Origin of the sequence: Roseateles sp. L2-2, from assembly GCF_050613215.1 — a bacterium.
Classification (GTDB): domain Bacteria; phylum Pseudomonadota; class Gammaproteobacteria; order Burkholderiales; family Burkholderiaceae_C; genus Roseateles; species Roseateles noduli.
On record NZ_CP192509.1, the window covers coordinates 4014287 to 4029746 of the forward strand.

Sequence of the window (15460 nt, forward strand, 5' to 3'; positions counted from 1 at the left end):
CCAGCCTTCGCCTCACTCCCCCTCGAGAGGTCCGCCAGATGCTCTACCAGCTTTATGAAACCCAACGCGCGCTGCTGAGCCCGTTCTCCGAATTTGCCAGCGCCACGGCCAAGCTGTACAGCCATCCGCTGTCGCCCTTCGCCCATACGCCGCTGTCGCACCGGATGTCCGCGGGCCTGGATCTGATGCACCGCCTGGCCAAGGAATACGAGAAGCCGGAGTTCGAGATCAACAGCGTCGAGGTCGACGGCGTCGACGTCGCGGTGCAGGAACTGGTCGCGCTGGAGCAGCCGTTCTGCCGCCTGCTTCGCTTCAAGCGCTACACCGACGATCAGGCGGTGCTGGCCAAGATGAAGGCGCAGCCGACCGTGCTGGTCGTGGCGCCGCTGTCGGGCCACCACAGCACGCTGCTGCGCGACACCGTCAAGCAGCTGCTGAAGGACCACAAAGTCTTCATCACCGACTGGACCGACGCCCGCATGGTGCCGATGGAAGCCGGCGCCTTCCACCTCGACGACTACATCTACTACGTCCAGGACTTCATCCGCCACGTCGGCGAGGACTGCCATGTGATCTCGGTCTGCCAGCCGACGGTGCCGGTGCTGGCCGCGATCTCTCTGATGGCCACCAAGGGCGAGACCACGCCGCGCTCGATGACGATGATGGGCGGTCCGATCGACGCCCGCCGCAGCCCGACGGCCGTCAACAACCTGGCGATGAACAAGAGCTACAGCTGGTTCGAGAACAACGTGATCTACCGCGTTCCGACCAACTTCCCGGGCGCGGGCCGCGAGGTCTATCCCGGCTTCCTGCAGCACACCGGCTTCGTGGCGATGAACCCGGACCGCCACCTGAGCTCGCACTACGACTACTTCCTGGACCTGGTCCGCGGCGACGACGACAGTGTCGACGCCCACCGGCGTTTCTACGACGAGTACAACGCCGTGCTGGACATGCCGGCGGAGTACTACCTGGACACGATCAAGACGGTGTTCCAGGACTTCGCGCTGGTGAACGGGACCTGGGAAGTGGGCGGCGATCTGGTGCGTCCGCAGGACATCACCCAGACGGCGCTGCTGACGGTCGAGGGCGAGCTGGACGACATCTCCGGTGCCGGTCAGACCAAGGCGGCGCACGAACTGTGCAGCGGCATCGGCGCGAAGGATCAGGCCCACTACGACGCGGTGGGTGCCGGCCACTACGGCATCTTCTCGGGCCGCCGCTGGCGCGAGAAGGTCTATCCGGTGATCCGCGACTTCATTGCGAAGTACGATGCGGCCCCGTTGCACAAGCCCGTCGCGGCCAAGCGTGCCGCCGCCCGACCGGCTGCGGCCCGCCGGTCGCGCAAGCCGACCGAGTGAACCCCGCCGCTTCCGCCTCCGCTGAACCGACCTCCGCCCCGTTCGACGACCTCGTCGAACGCCTGAATCTGGCCCTGCCGCAGACGCAATGCACGCGCTGCGGCTATCCCGACTGCCACTCGTACGCCCACGCGATCGCGCGCGGGGAGGCGGCGATCAACCAGTGCCCGCCCGGTGGCGCCGAGGGCATCTCCCGCCTGGCCGCGCTGACCGCCCGGGACGCCCTGCCCCTCAATCCCGAGAACGGCATCGAGGGCCCCCGCCGGCTCGCCGTCATCGACGAAGGCTGGTGCATCGGCTGCACGCTGTGCATCAAGGCCTGCCCCGTCGACGCCATCATCGGCACCAACAAGCAGATGCACGTCGTCATCGACGCCGACTGCACCGGTTGCGAACTCTGCATCCCGGTGTGCCCGGTCGACTGCATTTCCCTGACCGACGTGACGCCGGGACGCAGCGGCTGGGCCGCGTGGAGCGCGCCGCAGGCCGAGCGCGCCCGTGAACGCTACCGCTGGCACGAGATCCGCGTCGCGCGCGACCTGCGCGAGCATGACGCGCGTCTTGAAGCCAAGGCGCAGCACAAGCTCGACCACCTCGAAGAGGAAACGCGCCTCACCGACGCCGCGCAGATCGACCGCAAGCGCGCCGTCATCGAGGCCGCGCTCGCACGGGCCCGCGCCAAGCGCGGCGTCTGAGCGCCGTCTCCGTACCGCCAGCCATCGCCTGCCTCTGCCAGCCATCGCCGCTCGCCATGAATCAGATCCAAGTCCGCGAATTCTTCGAGATCCTCCGCCGCGCCAATCCGTCGCCGCAGACCGAGCTGGAATACGCCAGCGTCTTCGAACTGCTCGCCGCGGTGCTGCTGTCCGCGCAGGCCACCGACGTCGGCGTCAACAAGGCGACGAGGCGGCTGTTCGTCGTCGCCAACACGCCGCAGAAGATCCTCGACCTCGGCGAGGAGAAGCTCGCCGACTACATCAAGACGATCGGGCTCTACAAGACCAAGGCGAAGAACCTGTACGCGACCTGCCGGATCCTGGTCGAACAGTACGGCGGCGCCGTGCCGCAGAGCCGCGAGGCGCTTGAATCGCTGCCCGGCGTCGGCCGCAAGACGGCGAACGTGGTACTCAACGTCGCCTTCGGCGAAGCGACGATGGCCGTGGACACGCACATCTTCCGCGTCGGCAACCGCACGGGCCTGGCGCCGGGGAAGAACGTCCTGGAGGTCGAACAGCAACTGCTCGAACGCGTGCCGGACGAGTTCCTGGTCGACGCGCACCATTGGCTGATCCTGCATGGACGCTACGTCTGCCAGGCGCGCCGACCGCTGTGCGAGCGTTGCGCCGTCGTCGCGCAATGTGACAGCGCGCCCCTGGCCGCGGCGCGTTGAGCGAACCCCCGCCCCTACAATCTGCGCGTTCATCCGTCAGGGAAGCCATGTCCAGCATCAACGACCTAGTCGACCGCGTCGAGCGCCTGCTGGTGCGTCACGAGGAACTCAAACGCACGAACGACCTGCTCGAGCAACAGGTCCAGGCGCTTTCGCTGGAACGCGACAGCCTGCGCTCCAGACTGGCCGCGGCGCGCGCGCGCGTCGACGCCCTGCTGGACCGCCTGCCGCTGGAAGCGGTCGATCTCCTGGAGAGCGGCGACGGCACTGACACCTCTGACTCTCGAAAGACGGGCGCATGAAGCAAATGGAAGTCACGATCATGGGCCAGAGCTACCTGCTCGGCTGCCCTGAAGGCGGCGAAGCCGCGCTGCAGAAGGCGGTGGGCCGCGTGGACAAGGAAATGTGCGCCATCCGCGACGCTGGCCGCGTCAAGGCGCGTGAGCGCATCGCCGTGCTGGCGGCCTTGAACCTCGCTTATTCGCTCACCGAATCGACGGCGAACGCCGCCGCCGCTGGCGATGCAACCGATGCAACGAGCAGTGACGTCCGCGCTGTCGCCGCCGACGGCGCCATACCCGATCTTGAAACGCTGATGAAGCGGCTCGATGAAGCCCTTGTCCAAGACGGGCAACTGCTGTGAACGCTGGATGGCGGCGCGTAGAATCCACCCTGTCCACTGCGTTCGCGTGAGTTTTATATTTCCTTGAACCGATGCTTTCGCGAGCAAGGGCTTGGAACATTGCAGAGCTGGTGTGAGCGTCTCGCGTCAGATGAACCCGAAGCCCTGCTGACCTCGCCCACCTGTACCCCTAGGGTTCAGGAATGCGGCTCACGGTTCGCCGTGGACACCTCTTCCCGAAACCGCGCCTGATCCACCATCACGCGCGGTTTTTTCATGGTCGATCATCGTCCGCCGTCTTCGGCCATCGTCGTGAGGATCCCGCCTTGAACACCGCAGCGAACGCGTCCCCGCAGTACTGGCTGATGAAGTCCGAACCGGACGAGGCCTCGATCGATCATCTGCAAGCCGCCGGCGAACTTCCGTGGACGGGCGTGCGCAACTACCAGGCCCGCAATTTCATGCGCGACCAGATGCGCGTCGGCGACGGCGTGCTCTTCTATCACTCGTCGTGCCCGGAGCCCGGCATCGCCGGTTTCGCCGAAGTCAGCAGCGCCGCGTATCCGGACGAGACCCAGTTCGATCCGGCGAGCCATTACTTCGATCCGAAGTCCAAGCGCGAAGAACCGCGCTGGCAGCACGTCGATGTGCGCTTCGTGCGCAAGACGCGCCTGCTGAGCCTGGCGGAGATGAAGCGCGACCCGGCGCTCGCCGACATGCGCACGTTGCAGCCGGGCAACCGGCTGTCGATCACGCCGGTGACGCCGGCGGAGTGGCGCCACCTCCAGAAGCTGCTCGCCTGACCGGCGAGCGCGACGGCGACGCGGAGTCCTCCAGCGGCCTCAGCCGCCCATCCCGAAAGGGATCGACGCCAGCACGACCTGATTGCCGCCGCGGCGCTGCGCTTCCTTGACCGCCATCTCGGCGGCGCCCAGCAGCTCTTCCTGGCGGGAAGCGGTGTGCGGGAAGCTCGCCACGCCCATCGACAGCGACAGGCCGATGTCCTGCCCGTGCAGCACGACGATCTGGGCATGACACTGACGGCGCAGTTGCTCCATCCGCGCATGCGCGGTCGCGAGGCCAACGCCCGACAGCAGCACGGCGAACAGGTCGTCGCCGATGCGGCAGGCCGCGTCCATCGCCCGGGTGTTGGCGCGGAGCATGCGCCCCAGGCCTTCCAGCAGGCGTTGGCGGGCCTCTTCGCCCAGGCCGGCCTCCGGCGACACCGGATCCAGTGCGATCAGCACCAGCGTGAACTCACGATGCTCGCGGGTCGAGAGATCGATCTCCCGCAGCAGCTGATCGTCGAACTGCGCCCGCATGTAGAGGCCGGAGACCTCGTCGCGGCCGCTGCCCTGCTGCAGCTCGCGGCGCATCTGCTCCAGCGACTTCTGCTGCTGTTCGAGCTGCTGCAGCGCGCGCTGCAGGTGCGTCTCGCGATGGCGCTCCTCGGTCTTGTCGCTCCACAGCGCCATCACGTGTTCCGCGCCGAGCGGCACACGCATGACCATGAACTCGCGACGGCGGCCGCCGATCTCCAGGCGGTGCTCCGAACTCACCACGCCGCGCTGCGCCAGCGTGGCCTGTTCGGAACGGCGCATCGCCTGCACTTCGTCGCCGCGCATCAGCTCGGCGTCGGCGGCACCGACGATGCCGGCCTCCACGCGACCGAAGAGCTCGCTCATGCCGGGGCTGGCGAAGACATAACGTCCGGTGGCCATCGACTTCACGGTCAGGCAGGCGCCGGTCGGCTCCAGCAGGCTGAGCAAGCCGGCCGCAACGGGCGTCTGGGGCGTTCCCGACGATTCCAGCCAGGCATCGAAACTGGCAGGCGCGGGTGTCGCGGCGGCTTGTAATTCCATGGGTCGGGCCGGGCCAGGGGGGCGGCCCCTCGCGGTCGAATGGTGGTGGATCGAATGTAGATGGCCGTCCGTCGCCGGGGCAAGTGCCGTCGGCAGCACAGAGGTGCCACTCCCCCTAAGCTTGGGGTCCGGCATCCTAGCTTGCCCTGGCTCGGACGCAGAGCGATGCGCTTCGCCCAGAGAGGCGAGCTTGCGCTCCCACGGGGGTAAAGGCGTGAAAATGTCACATCCCCTTTCAAGGTCGGCATGGGGCCTTCACAGGGGACAAGGGCGTCGACACCCGGCGTCGTGTCCGGTGCAACGCGCTTGCATCGCGGCAGATGGCGAACGGTCAAAAATAAGGCTAGAATCCTCGTTTTGCTGGCAAACCCTGCGCGTCGATTCGGAAGTGGAATCCGGATACTCCGCTTCGAAGGCAAGTCCTTCCTCGCGAACACCGAGCGCTATTTGAAGGAATTTCATGACCACCATTCGCGTCAAAGAAAACGAGCCGTTCGACGTGGCCCTGCGCCGCTTCAAGCGCACGATCGAAAAGCTGGGCCTGCTCACCGAGCTGCGCGCCCGCGAGTTCTACGAGAAGCCGACTGCCGAGCGCAAGCGCAAGAAGGCTGCGGCCGTCAAGCGTCACTACAAGCGCGTGCGCAGCATGCAGCTGCCCAAGAAGCTGTACTGATCGTCTGATCGGACCGCTTCGGCACCGGGGACCCGTCCACTGACGATCCCCACCGTCGGAACAGCACAGAAAGCCCGCGCAGGACGCTGCCGCGGGCTTTTCTGTTTCTGCGCGACATTACGACATCTCTCCCCTCTCCCACCTCTCCCTCGAGACCACGAATCAAGGAGCCCTCATGAGCCTGAAGGAACAGATCACCGAAGACATGAAGACGGCGATGCGCGCCAAGGACAGCGAACGTCTGGGCACGATCCGCCTGTTGCTGGCCGCGGTGAAGCAGAAGGAAGTGGACGAGCGCGTCGAGGTGGATGACGTGATGCTGGTGGGCATCGTCGACAAGCTGATCAAGCAGCGCAAGGACTCGATCAGCCAGTTCACGGCCGCCGGCCGCATGGATCTGGCCGACAAGGAAAGCGCCGAACTGAAGGTGCTGGAGGTCTACCTGCCGCAGCGCCTGAGCGAGGCCGAGATCAAGGCCGAAGTCGCCGCCATCGTGGCCGAGCTGGGCGCCAAGGGTCCGGCCGACATGGGCAAGGTGATGGGTGCCGTGAAGGGCAAGCTGGCGGGCAAGGCTGACATGGGCCTGGTCTCGGCGGCGGTGAAGGCCGCGCTGGCGGGCTGAAGCTTTCCCTCGATTCAACGACAGGAGTTCGCGATGGAACTGACCGTCCAACAATTGACGCCCGATTTCTGCGTCGCCCCGCAACTGACGCCGGAAGCCATGGCGGCGCTGGCGGGGGCCGGCTTCAAGTCGGTGATCAACAACCGGCCTGATTTCGAGCATGGCCCCGACCAGCCCACCAGCGAGCAGATTCGTGCCGCTGCCGAAGCCGCGGGACTGGTCTATCACCACCTGCCGGTGCAAGGCGGCTACCAGTCGCCGGAAGAGATCGCCGCCATGCGCGCACTGCTCGACGAAGTGCCGACGCCTGTGCTGGCGTTCTGCCGCTCTGGCGCGCGTTCCACGCGCCTCTTCGCCGCCGCCACCCAACTCTGATCCGACGCGTGGTCCTCGGTGCCTCGGATCGAGGCGACCGGGGGCCCTTTCCGGAACTTAAGGAGGGAATTTGCTTGCCGGGAGGCAAGCAAAGGAGGGAGATGGAGGAAAGGGCCCCCGGGCGCCTCGATCAACGCTCCATCCCTGGCATGTCGGGGCTTTCCCGCAACCCCTCCCGAATTCAGCTTTCCGACAGCCCTCGCTGGCTAAAGTCCACGTCTACACACAAGAACCGAGAGCCCTCCCGTCGGGGTTCGAGATGGAGACCTGGACTCGTCGATGAAAGCCCTGCTTGCACTTGCCAAGGGCATCGACTGGCTGACGGACCGGTTCGGCACGCTTGCCGCCTGGGCTGTCCTGCTGTCGTGCTTTATCAGCGCCGCGAATGCGGTGATCCGCTACGGGCTGGACATCAGCTCCAACGCCTTCCTTGAGATCCAGTGGTACCTGTTTGCCGCCTGCGTGATGGGTGGCGCGGCGCAGGTCTTGCGGCTCAACGAGCACGTGCGCGTCGACATCCTGTACACGCGGCTGCGCGGCCACGGCAAGGTCTACGTCGATCTGTTCGGGCTCATCGTGTTCCTGATCCCCGTGATGGCGTACGCGGGCTGGCTGTCGTGGGATTTCTTCCTGGTGAAGCTCACCACCGGCATGCGCGCGGATGACACCGTTGCCGCGCTCGGTTACGGCGGCTATGCGTGGAAGCTGTTCACCAGTGGCGAGGTGTCGGGCAACGCCGGCGGCCTGATCCGCTGGCCGGCCGCGCTGACGCTGCCGGTGGGCTTTGCGCTGGTGTTCCTACAGGGGATCTCGGAGGTGATCAAGCGCATCGGCTACCTCGCCCATCTCGTCGAGATGGACACCCACTACGAGAGGCCGCTGCAATGATCACGATGGAGCAGTTTCCCCCGCTGATGTTCGCGGGGCTGATCATCATCATGCTGATCGGCTTCCCCGTCGCGTTCTCGTTGGCCGCGCTCGGCCTGGCCTGCGGCTTCTTTGCGGTGAGCCAGGGATGGTTCCCGCCCTCGTTCATGTCGGCGCTGCCGCAGAACGTCTTCGGCATCCTGTCCAACGACCTGCTGCTGGCGATCCCCTTCTTCACGCTGATGGGGGCGTTGCTGGAGAAATGCGGGCTCGCCGAGGACATGCTCGATTCGATGGGCCAGCTCTTCGGGCCGGTGCGCGGCGGGCTGGGCTACTCGGTGATCATCGTGGGCTTCATCCTCGGCGCGATCACCGGCACGGTGGCGGGTCAGGTGATCGCGATGGCGATGATCTCGCTGCCGGTCATGATGCGCTACGGCTACAACATGCGATACGCCACCGGCGTGCTGGCGGCCTCCGGGACGATCACGCAGCTGGTGCCACCGTCGCTGGTGCTGGTGGTGCTCGCGGACCAGCTCGGCAAACCCGTCGGCGACATGTACAAGGGCGCGTGGGGACCGTCGATCCTGCAGGTGCTGATCTTTGCGCTGTACACCTTCATGGTGTCGCGCATCCGGCCCGAGCACGTGCCCGGCGTGCCCAAGGAGGCCCGCACCCTCGACGGCTGGGCGCTGTGGGCGAAGTGTCTGCGCGGGATCATCCCGTCGGCGATCCTGATCTTCGCGGTGCTGGGCTCGATGGGTGGACTGCCCGGCATCGACACGGCGATCTGCACCCCGACCGAGGCCGGCGCGATGGGCGCCGTCGGCGCGTTCATCCTGGCGGCGTCGCACCGGCGGCTGAACTGGCCCGTGGTCAAGGACGCCATGATCGGCACCATGCGCATCACCGCGATGGTGGTGTTCATCCTGATCGGCTCGCGGACCTTCTCGCTGGTGTTCCAGGGCGTCGAAGGCGGCAAGTGGATCGAGCACCTGCTCTCGAACCTGCCAGGCGGTCAGATCGGCTTCCTGATCGTCGTCAACCTGTTCATTTTCTTCCTGGCGTTCTTCCTCGACTTCTTCGAGATCGCCTTCATCATCCTGCCGCTGCTCGGCCCGGTCGCCGACAAGATGGGCATCGACCTGGTGTGGTTCGGCGTGATGCTCTGCGTAAACATGCAGACCAGCTTCATGCATCCGCCGTTCGGGTTCGCGCTGTTCTATCTGCGAGGGATCTCGGACACGCTCTTCAAGAACGGTGCGCTGCCGAGGAAGGTGCTGTCGAGCGACATCTATCTCGGCTCCATCCCCTGGGTGGTGATGCAACTGATCCTCGTCGCCATCGTCATTTTCTTCCCCGTCACGGTGACGGCGTTCCTCGACAAGGTGGAGGCGGTCGACATGGACAAGGCGACGGAGATGCTCCAGGGCATCGACGCCGGTCAGGCGGAGCGCACCGATCCGAACGCGGATACGAATGCGCTGTTCGGGCTGCCGGCGGAAGCGGCCTCTGAGGCCGCGTCGTCGCCGGCGTCCGAGGCTCGATAGGCGGCACATGCTGCGTCGAGCGCTGATGCTGATCGGAGCACTGGGGGCCGCGATGTTCGGCGTCGCCTTGCTGGTGTCGCTCGTGCAGCCGCTGCTCATCGAACGTGGCGCGCGTGAGCTGCTGCGGATCGAGATGGAACGTCGTATCGGCGAACGCATCGATCGCCTGGACGAGTCACGCCTCGGAGCACTCGCCCAAGATGCGCTCAAGCGAATAGAGGCTGATCGCATCGCCGCCTCCGCGCGCCTGCGCGACGCGGTGCCACGCATCACGCAGACCGTCCTCGCCAACATGCAGGACGCCAGTTGCGAATGCCGCCGCCGGATCGCCCAACTGATCGAAGACAGCGCGCGCGATCGCGTCGCCACCATCACCGCTGCAGAGCAGTCCTTGCGCCATATCGCCGAGACGGCCTACGCCTCCGTGAGCCGGCAGTGGCTGCGCGAATTCCGCATCGTCACCGGCACCAATGCCACCGCCTTCGCCCTGCTCACGCTGATCGCATGGTGGCGGCCTCGCGCGGCGATCCAACTGACCGTGCCGGCGCTGTTGATCCTCGTGGCGGTCGGAATCACCGGCTACGGTTATCTCTTCGCCCAGGACTGGCTGCACACCCTCCTCTTCAGCGACTACGTGGGGCTCGGCTACGCCGCCTGGCTTGCCGGCGTAACCGCGCTGCTCGGCGACATCGTCCTGAATCGGGCGCGGGTGACGACGAACGTCCTCAACGGGTTGTTTGGCGCGATCACCGCTCCCTGCTGAGGCGCGACGTCACCCTCGATGGTGCGCTTCAGCGCGTCGACGGCGGCATGTTCGACGCCTCCTTGATGCGATCCCAGGCATCCTTCACGGCGGGCTTCGCCCTCGCCCATTCCAGCGAGGAGCCCTGGCGCTGGTTGCCCCAGTCGCGGTGCAGTTCGGCCTCGAAGTCCTCGAACTCGCGGTCGGGGTAGCGGGCGAACGCGTCGACGCCGTAGGCGTACGCGGGACCGAAGTCATCGTGCGTGTCGCCTTGCTGGATGTAGGGCCGCTTGGCGTAGTTGTCGCGCCAGTAGGCGGCTTCCTGCTCGTGGTCGTAGGCCTTGTCGCGAGGCTTGTCGAAGTCAGGCATGGCAATCTCCAGGATGTCTCGATGACCTTCGTCGGCAAGCGTCATGCCCTGCGCTCGCTACAGTCGTCGTCATGCGCGCACATCCATCCGCCCTCCTCCACCGCCTCCCAGCTATCCGCCTTCACGCGTCGATCACGCTGACGTTGGCGGCGACGCTCGTCCCAACCGCGGCACACGCCGCCGAGCCCTGCGACAAGGGCTCCTGGCGCGGCACGCTGGGCAGCACACCGGTGTCGATGGAACTCAACCCTGCCGAGGGCGAGCGGCCTGCGATCGGCCGCTACTACTACCGCGGCTCGCTCGGCGACCTCACGCTCGTCCGCGATGCCAAGACCGGCGAATGGCAGGAACTCGACGCCAAGGAAAAGCCGACCGGCCGGCTGAAGCTCGGTTGCGATGCCAGCACGCTGAGCGGCGAGTGGCGCTCCATCGACGGCTCGAAGACGCTGCCGATCACCGCTGTGGCGATCAAGGAGCGCGACTACAACGCGAGCCGCAAGGCCGCGCTCAAGCCGACCTCCGCAAAGGCGGCCCAGATCGAAGGTCGCCGCTATGAGGCGCTGACTTTCCCCGTGCCGGGAGGCGGCGCCGGAGGCACGACACCTGACACCACGCAGGTCGGCGTCCGCCTGATTGGGACGACGCCCGCCATCGCAACGCTGAACGCCACGTTGTGGGACAAGGCCGCGGACGCGGTCCTCGATCACGTCGACTGCATGGCGCAGGGTCGGCGTGATCGAGGCCCCGAAGCCGGCTATGAGTCCTCGCAAACGCAGAAGATCGTTGCCTGGAACGCCGCCTTCGTCGTCGTCGACACCTGGAACGAGGGCTACTGCGGCGGTGCGCATCCGTGGCACGGCAACAGCGTCACCACCTATCGCCTGGACACCGGGGCGGAGGCCGACGTCGCCTCCTGGCTGCGGTCCGAGTGGCGCAAGGAGATCCCGAAGGACTCGCGCCTCGGCAAGCTGCTGGTGAAAGCCTACGCCGACGGCGGCGGCAACGGAGAGGAAGCCGAATGCCGCGACGAGGTGAGCTGGATGGGCAGCTCGATCCATCCGGAATCGAAGCAGCTCGTCTTCCATACGCAGGCCTCGTACGCGATGACGCCGTGCGCCGAAGATGTCTCGCTGCCGATCGACGCCGTCTGGCCCTATCTGACGCCGGCGGGCCAGCAGGCACTCAAGACTTTCCGCTGATCCTCGGCCAGCTCACTGCGACGAGAACATCTTCAAGCCGATGATGCCCACGGCGATCAGGCCGATGCACGCCAGCCGTGCCAGCGACGCCGATTCGCCCAGCAGCACGATGCCCGCGATCGCGGTCCCGACGGCGCCGATGCCCGTCCATACCGCATAGGCCGTCCCCACCGGGAGGTGCTTCAGCGCCCAGCCCAGCAGCACGACGCTCGTCACCATCGCCGCCACGGTGCCCACCGTCGGCCACAGGCGGGTGAAGCCGTCCGTGTACTTCAAACCGACGGCCCAACCGATCTCGAACAGCCCGGCCAGAAACAACACGCCCCACACCATCGTCATCTCCTTGAAAGTGGATCTTGAAAGCGGATGCCCGTGACTGTATGTTCGAGCTCCTGATACTTAAAGTCAGAATCCATCAGATCCACTGATAGATTCACTGGCAGATCCATTGACAGATGCAAGAGCACGCCATGGCTTTCGACCTCGACAACCTCCGTGTCTTCCTCGCCGCGATCGATCACGGCTCGTTCTCCGCCGCTGCACGCGCGCTGGGGCGCGTGCCTTCGGCCGTCAGCATGACGATCGCGAACCTCGAGGCCCAGCTCGACCTCGTCCTCTTCGATCGCGCCGGGCGGGAACCCGTCCCCACCGCGCAGGCGCTCGCGCTGGTGCCGCAGGCGCGGCTGCTGGCCGAGCAGCTCGGACAGCTCAACCGCCACGCGCTGTCGATGACGCAGGGGCTGGAGCCCTCGATGACGATCACGGTCGTGCCCGAACTCGTCGCCGCGACGCCGTGGAGCGATGCGCTGACGACGCTGTCCACCGAGTTCCCGTTGCTGGACGTCGAGGTGCTGACCGCGCCGCAGGCGGATGCGCTCGCGATGCTGAAGTCGGGCCGCGCACAGTTGGCCCTCGTGTTCGAGCGCCAAGGGCTCGATCCGTCGGAGCAGTTCCAGGAGGTGGCGCGTGAAACCTTGATCGCCGTCGCCGCGGCCTCGCATCCGATGCTCGCGCGTGAACCGTCTGCGCTCCGCGACGAGCACCTCATCGCGGAACGTCAGATCCTCGTCGCCGGCCGGGACGCCTGTGACGTCGACAAGCGGATCGCCGTTTCCCGGGTGCAATGGCGCACCGACAGTCCGGTGGCGGCGCTGCGGATGGTGGCTGCGGGGCTGGGTTGGGCGTGGCTGCCCTCGGGCTTCGTGCGCGCGGCGCTGGCCTCCGGCGAACTGGTGCAGATCCCCGCCGGCAACTTCACGACGGCGCTGCAACTCTATGTCGACGTGGTGTGGACGCAGACGCGCCCGCTGGGTCTCGCCGCGCGGCGATTCGTGGAACTGCTGAACGGGCGCGACGGCTGCTCAGGCGCTGTTGCCGGCGATCGCACGTCGGCCGTCATGTCGGCCATCAAGCCGCTCAGCGGTAGCGCTCCGGATCCGGCGAGTCCGTCGGCTGCTCGACCACGCGCCGGAAAGCGGCGTTCATCGGCAGCTTCAGGTTGATGCCCGACGGCGGCAGCGGCGACTCGAACCAGCGCTTGTAGATCGCGTGGATCTCGCCGCTGCGGAACAGGCCGATCAACACGTCGTCAACCATGGTCTTGAACATCGGATCGTCGCGGTTGAGCCCGATCGCATAGGGCTCAACCGTCAGCGCGCGATCGGAGATCACATAGTCGTCCGCCGACACCGCGGCCCCTTGCTGCGCCAGGAGTGCGCGGATGATGACGTCGTCCATCATGAACGCGTCGGCGCGGCCGCTGCGCAGCAGCTGGAACGCATCCGGATCGTCCAGCCCGGCGACGATGCGGATGTTCAGCCCCTGCTGCTCGTTGACCTTGGCCAGGTGCTGGATGCTGGTCGTTCCGATCGTGCTCACCACGGGCCGGCCGCGCAGGTCGAGCAGGCTCTGCACCTTCTCGCCGTGGCGCGTCATCAGCTTGGTCTCGGCCACGAAGATGGTCACCGAGAACGCCTGGCTGCGCGCGCGCTCGGCCGTGTTGGTCGTGATGCCGCACTCCATGTCCAGCGTGCCGTTGCTGACCATCGGCATGCGGGTCGCGGAACCGACCGCGACCCGGCGGACTTCCAGGTCGGGCAGCTTGAGCCTCACGCGCAGCGAGGCGATCACGCGTTCGCAGAGGTCGACTGAATAGCCTGTCGGCCGCAGCTGCGCATCGAGGTAGCTGAACGGCGCCGACGCCGGCCGGTAGCCGATGACGACGACGCCGGTCTCGCGGATGCGGTTGAGCGTCGGACCTTCGGGCGGCTGCGCGGGGCGGGAAGCGGAAGCCGATGGCGCAGCGAGCCGCGGTTTGACGGTGGCGGCCTCGGCGAACGACGCATCGGCCATCGAGACCAGCGTCAGGATCAACCCGGTCACGGCACCGACGATCCGCGTGTTCATCGATCAGCCCTCGCCGTCATCGCCGAAGCCGGCGCCGCCGTTGGCATCCGCCTGCCCGAGCGCTCCGGCATCCAGCCGCCGCAGCTCGTCGAGGCGCGCCCCGATCTTGATCTCCAGACCGCGTGGCACGGGCTCGTAGAAGCGCTGGTCCTCGAGGCCGTCCGGCAGGTACTGCTCGCCCGCCACGTACGCCCCCGGGAAGTCATGCGCGTAGCGATAGGCCTTGCCGTAGCCGAGCTCCTTCATGAGGCGCGTCGGCGCATTGCGCAGATGCACCGGCACCGGTCGCGAGCTGTCCTGCTTGATCAGCGCGCGCACCTGGTTGTAGGCGTTGTAGACGGCGTTCGACTTCGGCGCGATCGCCAGATAGACGACCGCCTGCGCCAGCGTGAGCTCGCCTTCCGGCGAACCGAGGCGCTCATAAGTTTCGGCCGCATCCAGGCAGATGCGCAGCGCGCGAGGGTCGGCGTTGCCGATGTCCTCGCTCGCCATGCGGATCAGCCGTCGCGTGATGTAGCGCGCGTCGACGCCGCCGTCGAGCATGCGCACCAGCCAGTACAGCGCGCCGTCCGGGTTGGACCCGCGCACCGACTTGTGCAGCGCCGAGATCACATCGTAGAACTGGTCGCCGCCCTTGTCGTAGCGCCGCAGCTGCTCGCCGAGCGTGCGTTCCAGCAGCGCCTCGTCGATCTCCGCCGTGCCCGCCGGCGTCAACTGCGCCACGGTCTCCAGCGTGTTCAGCAGACGCCGCGCGTCGCCGTCGGCATAACCGATCAGCCGCAGCGTGGCGGCCTCGCTCACCGGCGGCGCGCCCAGCACCTCACGTCCGCGCGCCAGCAGCTCGCGCATGTCCTGCTCGTCGAGCGACTTCAGCACATGCACCGTCGCCCGCGACAGCAGCGCCGAGTTCACCTCGAACGACGGGTTCTCCGTCGTCGCGCCGATGAAGCTGAACAGTCCCGACTCGACATGCGGCAGGAAGGCATCCTGCTGCGCCTTGTTGAAGCGGTGGACCTCGTCGACGAACACGATCGTGCGCCGGCCCTGTCCCGCCGCGGCCTGCGCGCGCTCGACCGCTTCGCGGATGTCCTTGACGCCGCCCAGCACCGCGGAGATCGCAATGAACTGCGCGTCGAAATGCTGCGTCATCAGGCGCGCCAGCGTCGTCTTGCCGACGCCAGGCGGGCCCCACAGGATCATCGAGTGCGGCCGGCCGCTTTCGAGCGCCACGCGCAGCGGCATCCCCTCGCCCAGCAGATGGCGCTGGCCGACGACCTCGTCCAGCTTGCGCGGTCGCAGACGCTCGGGCAGCGGCGCGTGGGCACTGGCCACGGCCGCCGAAGGCCGTCCGCTGGGAACGGGATCGAACTCGTCCGGGAAGAGCGACGCGTTGCTCATCGATGCAGGCTCACCAGCCGTTC

General features: G+C 66.8%; 19 protein-coding genes and 1 other RNA gene. 15 read left to right on the plus strand and 5 right to left on the minus strand.

Annotated elements, in window-relative coordinates:
- The first annotated feature begins 38 nt into the window (after positions 1–38).
- The 7 genes from ACQZ13_RS17980 (at position 39) to ACQZ13_RS18010 (ending at position 4176) form a co-directional block, all read left to right on the plus strand.
- On the plus strand, positions 39–1361 hold the full coding sequence (locus tag ACQZ13_RS17980) for a polyhydroxyalkanoate depolymerase (RefSeq protein WP_431046772.1): 1323 nt from the start codon (positions 39–41) through the stop codon (positions 1359–1361).
- On the plus strand, positions 1358–2056 hold the full coding sequence (rsxB, locus tag ACQZ13_RS17985; RefSeq protein ID WP_431046774.1) for an electron transport complex subunit RsxB: 699 nt from the start codon (positions 1358–1360) through the stop codon (positions 2054–2056). The genes ACQZ13_RS17980 and rsxB overlap by 4 nt, the downstream gene beginning before the upstream one ends.
- A 56-nt stretch (positions 2057–2112) precedes the next feature.
- Positions 2113–2751 (plus strand): endonuclease III, encoded by a 639-nt coding sequence (gene nth / locus ACQZ13_RS17990; protein ID WP_431046776.1) that lies wholly within the window; start codon positions 2113–2115, stop codon positions 2749–2751.
- 47 nt (positions 2752–2798) lie between these two features.
- Complete coding sequence (gene zapB / locus ACQZ13_RS17995; protein ID WP_088407473.1) at positions 2799–3053, plus strand: cell division protein ZapB; 255 nt, start codon at positions 2799–2801, stop codon at positions 3051–3053.
- Positions 3050–3394: a cell division protein ZapA gene (locus tag ACQZ13_RS18000; protein WP_431046778.1), complete on the plus strand. Its 345-nt coding sequence runs from the start codon at positions 3050–3052 to the stop codon at positions 3392–3394. The genes zapB and ACQZ13_RS18000 overlap by 4 nt, the downstream gene beginning before the upstream one ends.
- A gap of 29 nt (positions 3395–3423) precedes the next feature.
- Positions 3424–3604, plus strand: a non-coding RNA gene (ssrS, locus tag ACQZ13_RS18005) — 6S RNA.
- Between the two features lie 134 nt (positions 3605–3738).
- The gene (locus ACQZ13_RS18010) at positions 3739–4176 is read left to right on the plus strand and encodes an EVE domain-containing protein (RefSeq protein ID WP_431053275.1); all 438 of its coding nucleotides are present in this window, start codon (positions 3739–3741) and stop codon (positions 4174–4176) included.
- Between the two features lie 39 nt (positions 4177–4215).
- On the opposite strand, the gene ACQZ13_RS18015 is transcribed toward ACQZ13_RS18010, so the two are convergent.
- On the minus strand, positions 4216–5235 hold the full coding sequence (locus tag ACQZ13_RS18015) for a GGDEF domain-containing protein (RefSeq protein WP_431046780.1): 1020 nt from the start codon (positions 5233–5235) through the stop codon (positions 4216–4218).
- Positions 5236–5695: 460 nt separating this feature from the next.
- Between ACQZ13_RS18015 and rpsU the strand changes: the two genes are divergently transcribed.
- The 6 genes from rpsU to ACQZ13_RS18045 all read left to right on the plus strand — a co-directional run bounded on the left by rpsU (position 5696) and on the right by ACQZ13_RS18045 (position 10085).
- Entirely contained in the window at positions 5696–5908 is a 213-nt protein-coding gene (rpsU, locus tag ACQZ13_RS18020) for a 30S ribosomal protein S21 (RefSeq protein ID WP_012346814.1), read from the plus strand.
- A gap of 175 nt (positions 5909–6083) precedes the next feature.
- The gene (locus tag ACQZ13_RS18025; protein ID WP_421037180.1) at positions 6084–6530 is read left to right on the plus strand and encodes a GatB/YqeY domain-containing protein; all 447 of its coding nucleotides are present in this window, start codon (positions 6084–6086) and stop codon (positions 6528–6530) included.
- A gap of 33 nt (positions 6531–6563) precedes the next feature.
- Complete coding sequence (locus tag ACQZ13_RS18030) at positions 6564–6905, plus strand: TIGR01244 family sulfur transferase (protein ID WP_431046783.1); 342 nt, start codon at positions 6564–6566, stop codon at positions 6903–6905.
- 279 nt (positions 6906–7184) lie between these two features.
- Positions 7185–7793 (plus strand): TRAP transporter small permease subunit, encoded by a 609-nt coding sequence (locus ACQZ13_RS18035; RefSeq protein WP_431046785.1) that lies wholly within the window; start codon positions 7185–7187, stop codon positions 7791–7793.
- Complete coding sequence (locus ACQZ13_RS18040) at positions 7793–9322, plus strand: TRAP transporter large permease (RefSeq protein WP_431053277.1); 1530 nt, start codon at positions 7793–7795, stop codon at positions 9320–9322. The genes ACQZ13_RS18035 and ACQZ13_RS18040 overlap by 1 nt, the downstream gene beginning before the upstream one ends.
- Before the next feature lie 7 nt (positions 9323–9329).
- A complete protein-coding gene (locus ACQZ13_RS18045; RefSeq protein ID WP_431046787.1) occupies positions 9330–10085 on the plus strand; it encodes a hypothetical protein in 756 nt (251 codons plus the stop codon).
- A 28-nt stretch (positions 10086–10113) separates the two neighbouring features.
- Here ACQZ13_RS18045 and ACQZ13_RS18050 read toward each other — a convergent pair whose 3' ends face one another.
- Positions 10114–10434, minus strand: coding sequence for a hypothetical protein (locus ACQZ13_RS18050; RefSeq protein ID WP_431046789.1), 321 nt, complete (start codon positions 10432–10434; stop codon positions 10114–10116).
- 143 nt (positions 10435–10577) lie between these two features.
- Between ACQZ13_RS18050 and ACQZ13_RS18055 the strand changes: the two genes are divergently transcribed.
- Positions 10578–11633, plus strand: coding sequence for a hypothetical protein (locus ACQZ13_RS18055; RefSeq protein ID WP_431046790.1), 1056 nt, complete (start codon positions 10578–10580; stop codon positions 11631–11633).
- A 12-nt stretch (positions 11634–11645) separates the two neighbouring features.
- On the opposite strand, the gene sugE is transcribed toward ACQZ13_RS18055, so the two are convergent.
- Positions 11646–11966 (minus strand): quaternary ammonium compound efflux SMR transporter SugE, encoded by a 321-nt coding sequence (gene sugE / locus ACQZ13_RS18060; RefSeq protein WP_088407527.1) that lies wholly within the window; start codon positions 11964–11966, stop codon positions 11646–11648.
- Between the two features lie 137 nt (positions 11967–12103).
- Between sugE and ACQZ13_RS18065 the strand changes: the two genes are divergently transcribed.
- Complete coding sequence (locus ACQZ13_RS18065; RefSeq protein WP_431046792.1) at positions 12104–13135, plus strand: LysR family transcriptional regulator; 1032 nt, start codon at positions 12104–12106, stop codon at positions 13133–13135.
- Here the strand turns inward: ACQZ13_RS18065 and ACQZ13_RS18070 are convergent.
- On the minus strand, positions 13050–14039 hold the full coding sequence (locus tag ACQZ13_RS18070; protein ID WP_431046794.1) for an amino acid ABC transporter substrate-binding protein: 990 nt from the start codon (positions 14037–14039) through the stop codon (positions 13050–13052). The two genes, ACQZ13_RS18065 and ACQZ13_RS18070, sit on opposite strands and share 86 nt — an antisense overlap.
- Positions 14040–14042: 3 nt before the next feature.
- The gene (locus tag ACQZ13_RS18075) at positions 14043–15437 is read right to left on the minus strand and encodes a replication-associated recombination protein A (RefSeq protein WP_431046796.1); all 1395 of its coding nucleotides are present in this window, start codon (positions 15435–15437) and stop codon (positions 14043–14045) included.
- Positions 15438–15460 lie beyond the last annotated feature (23 nt).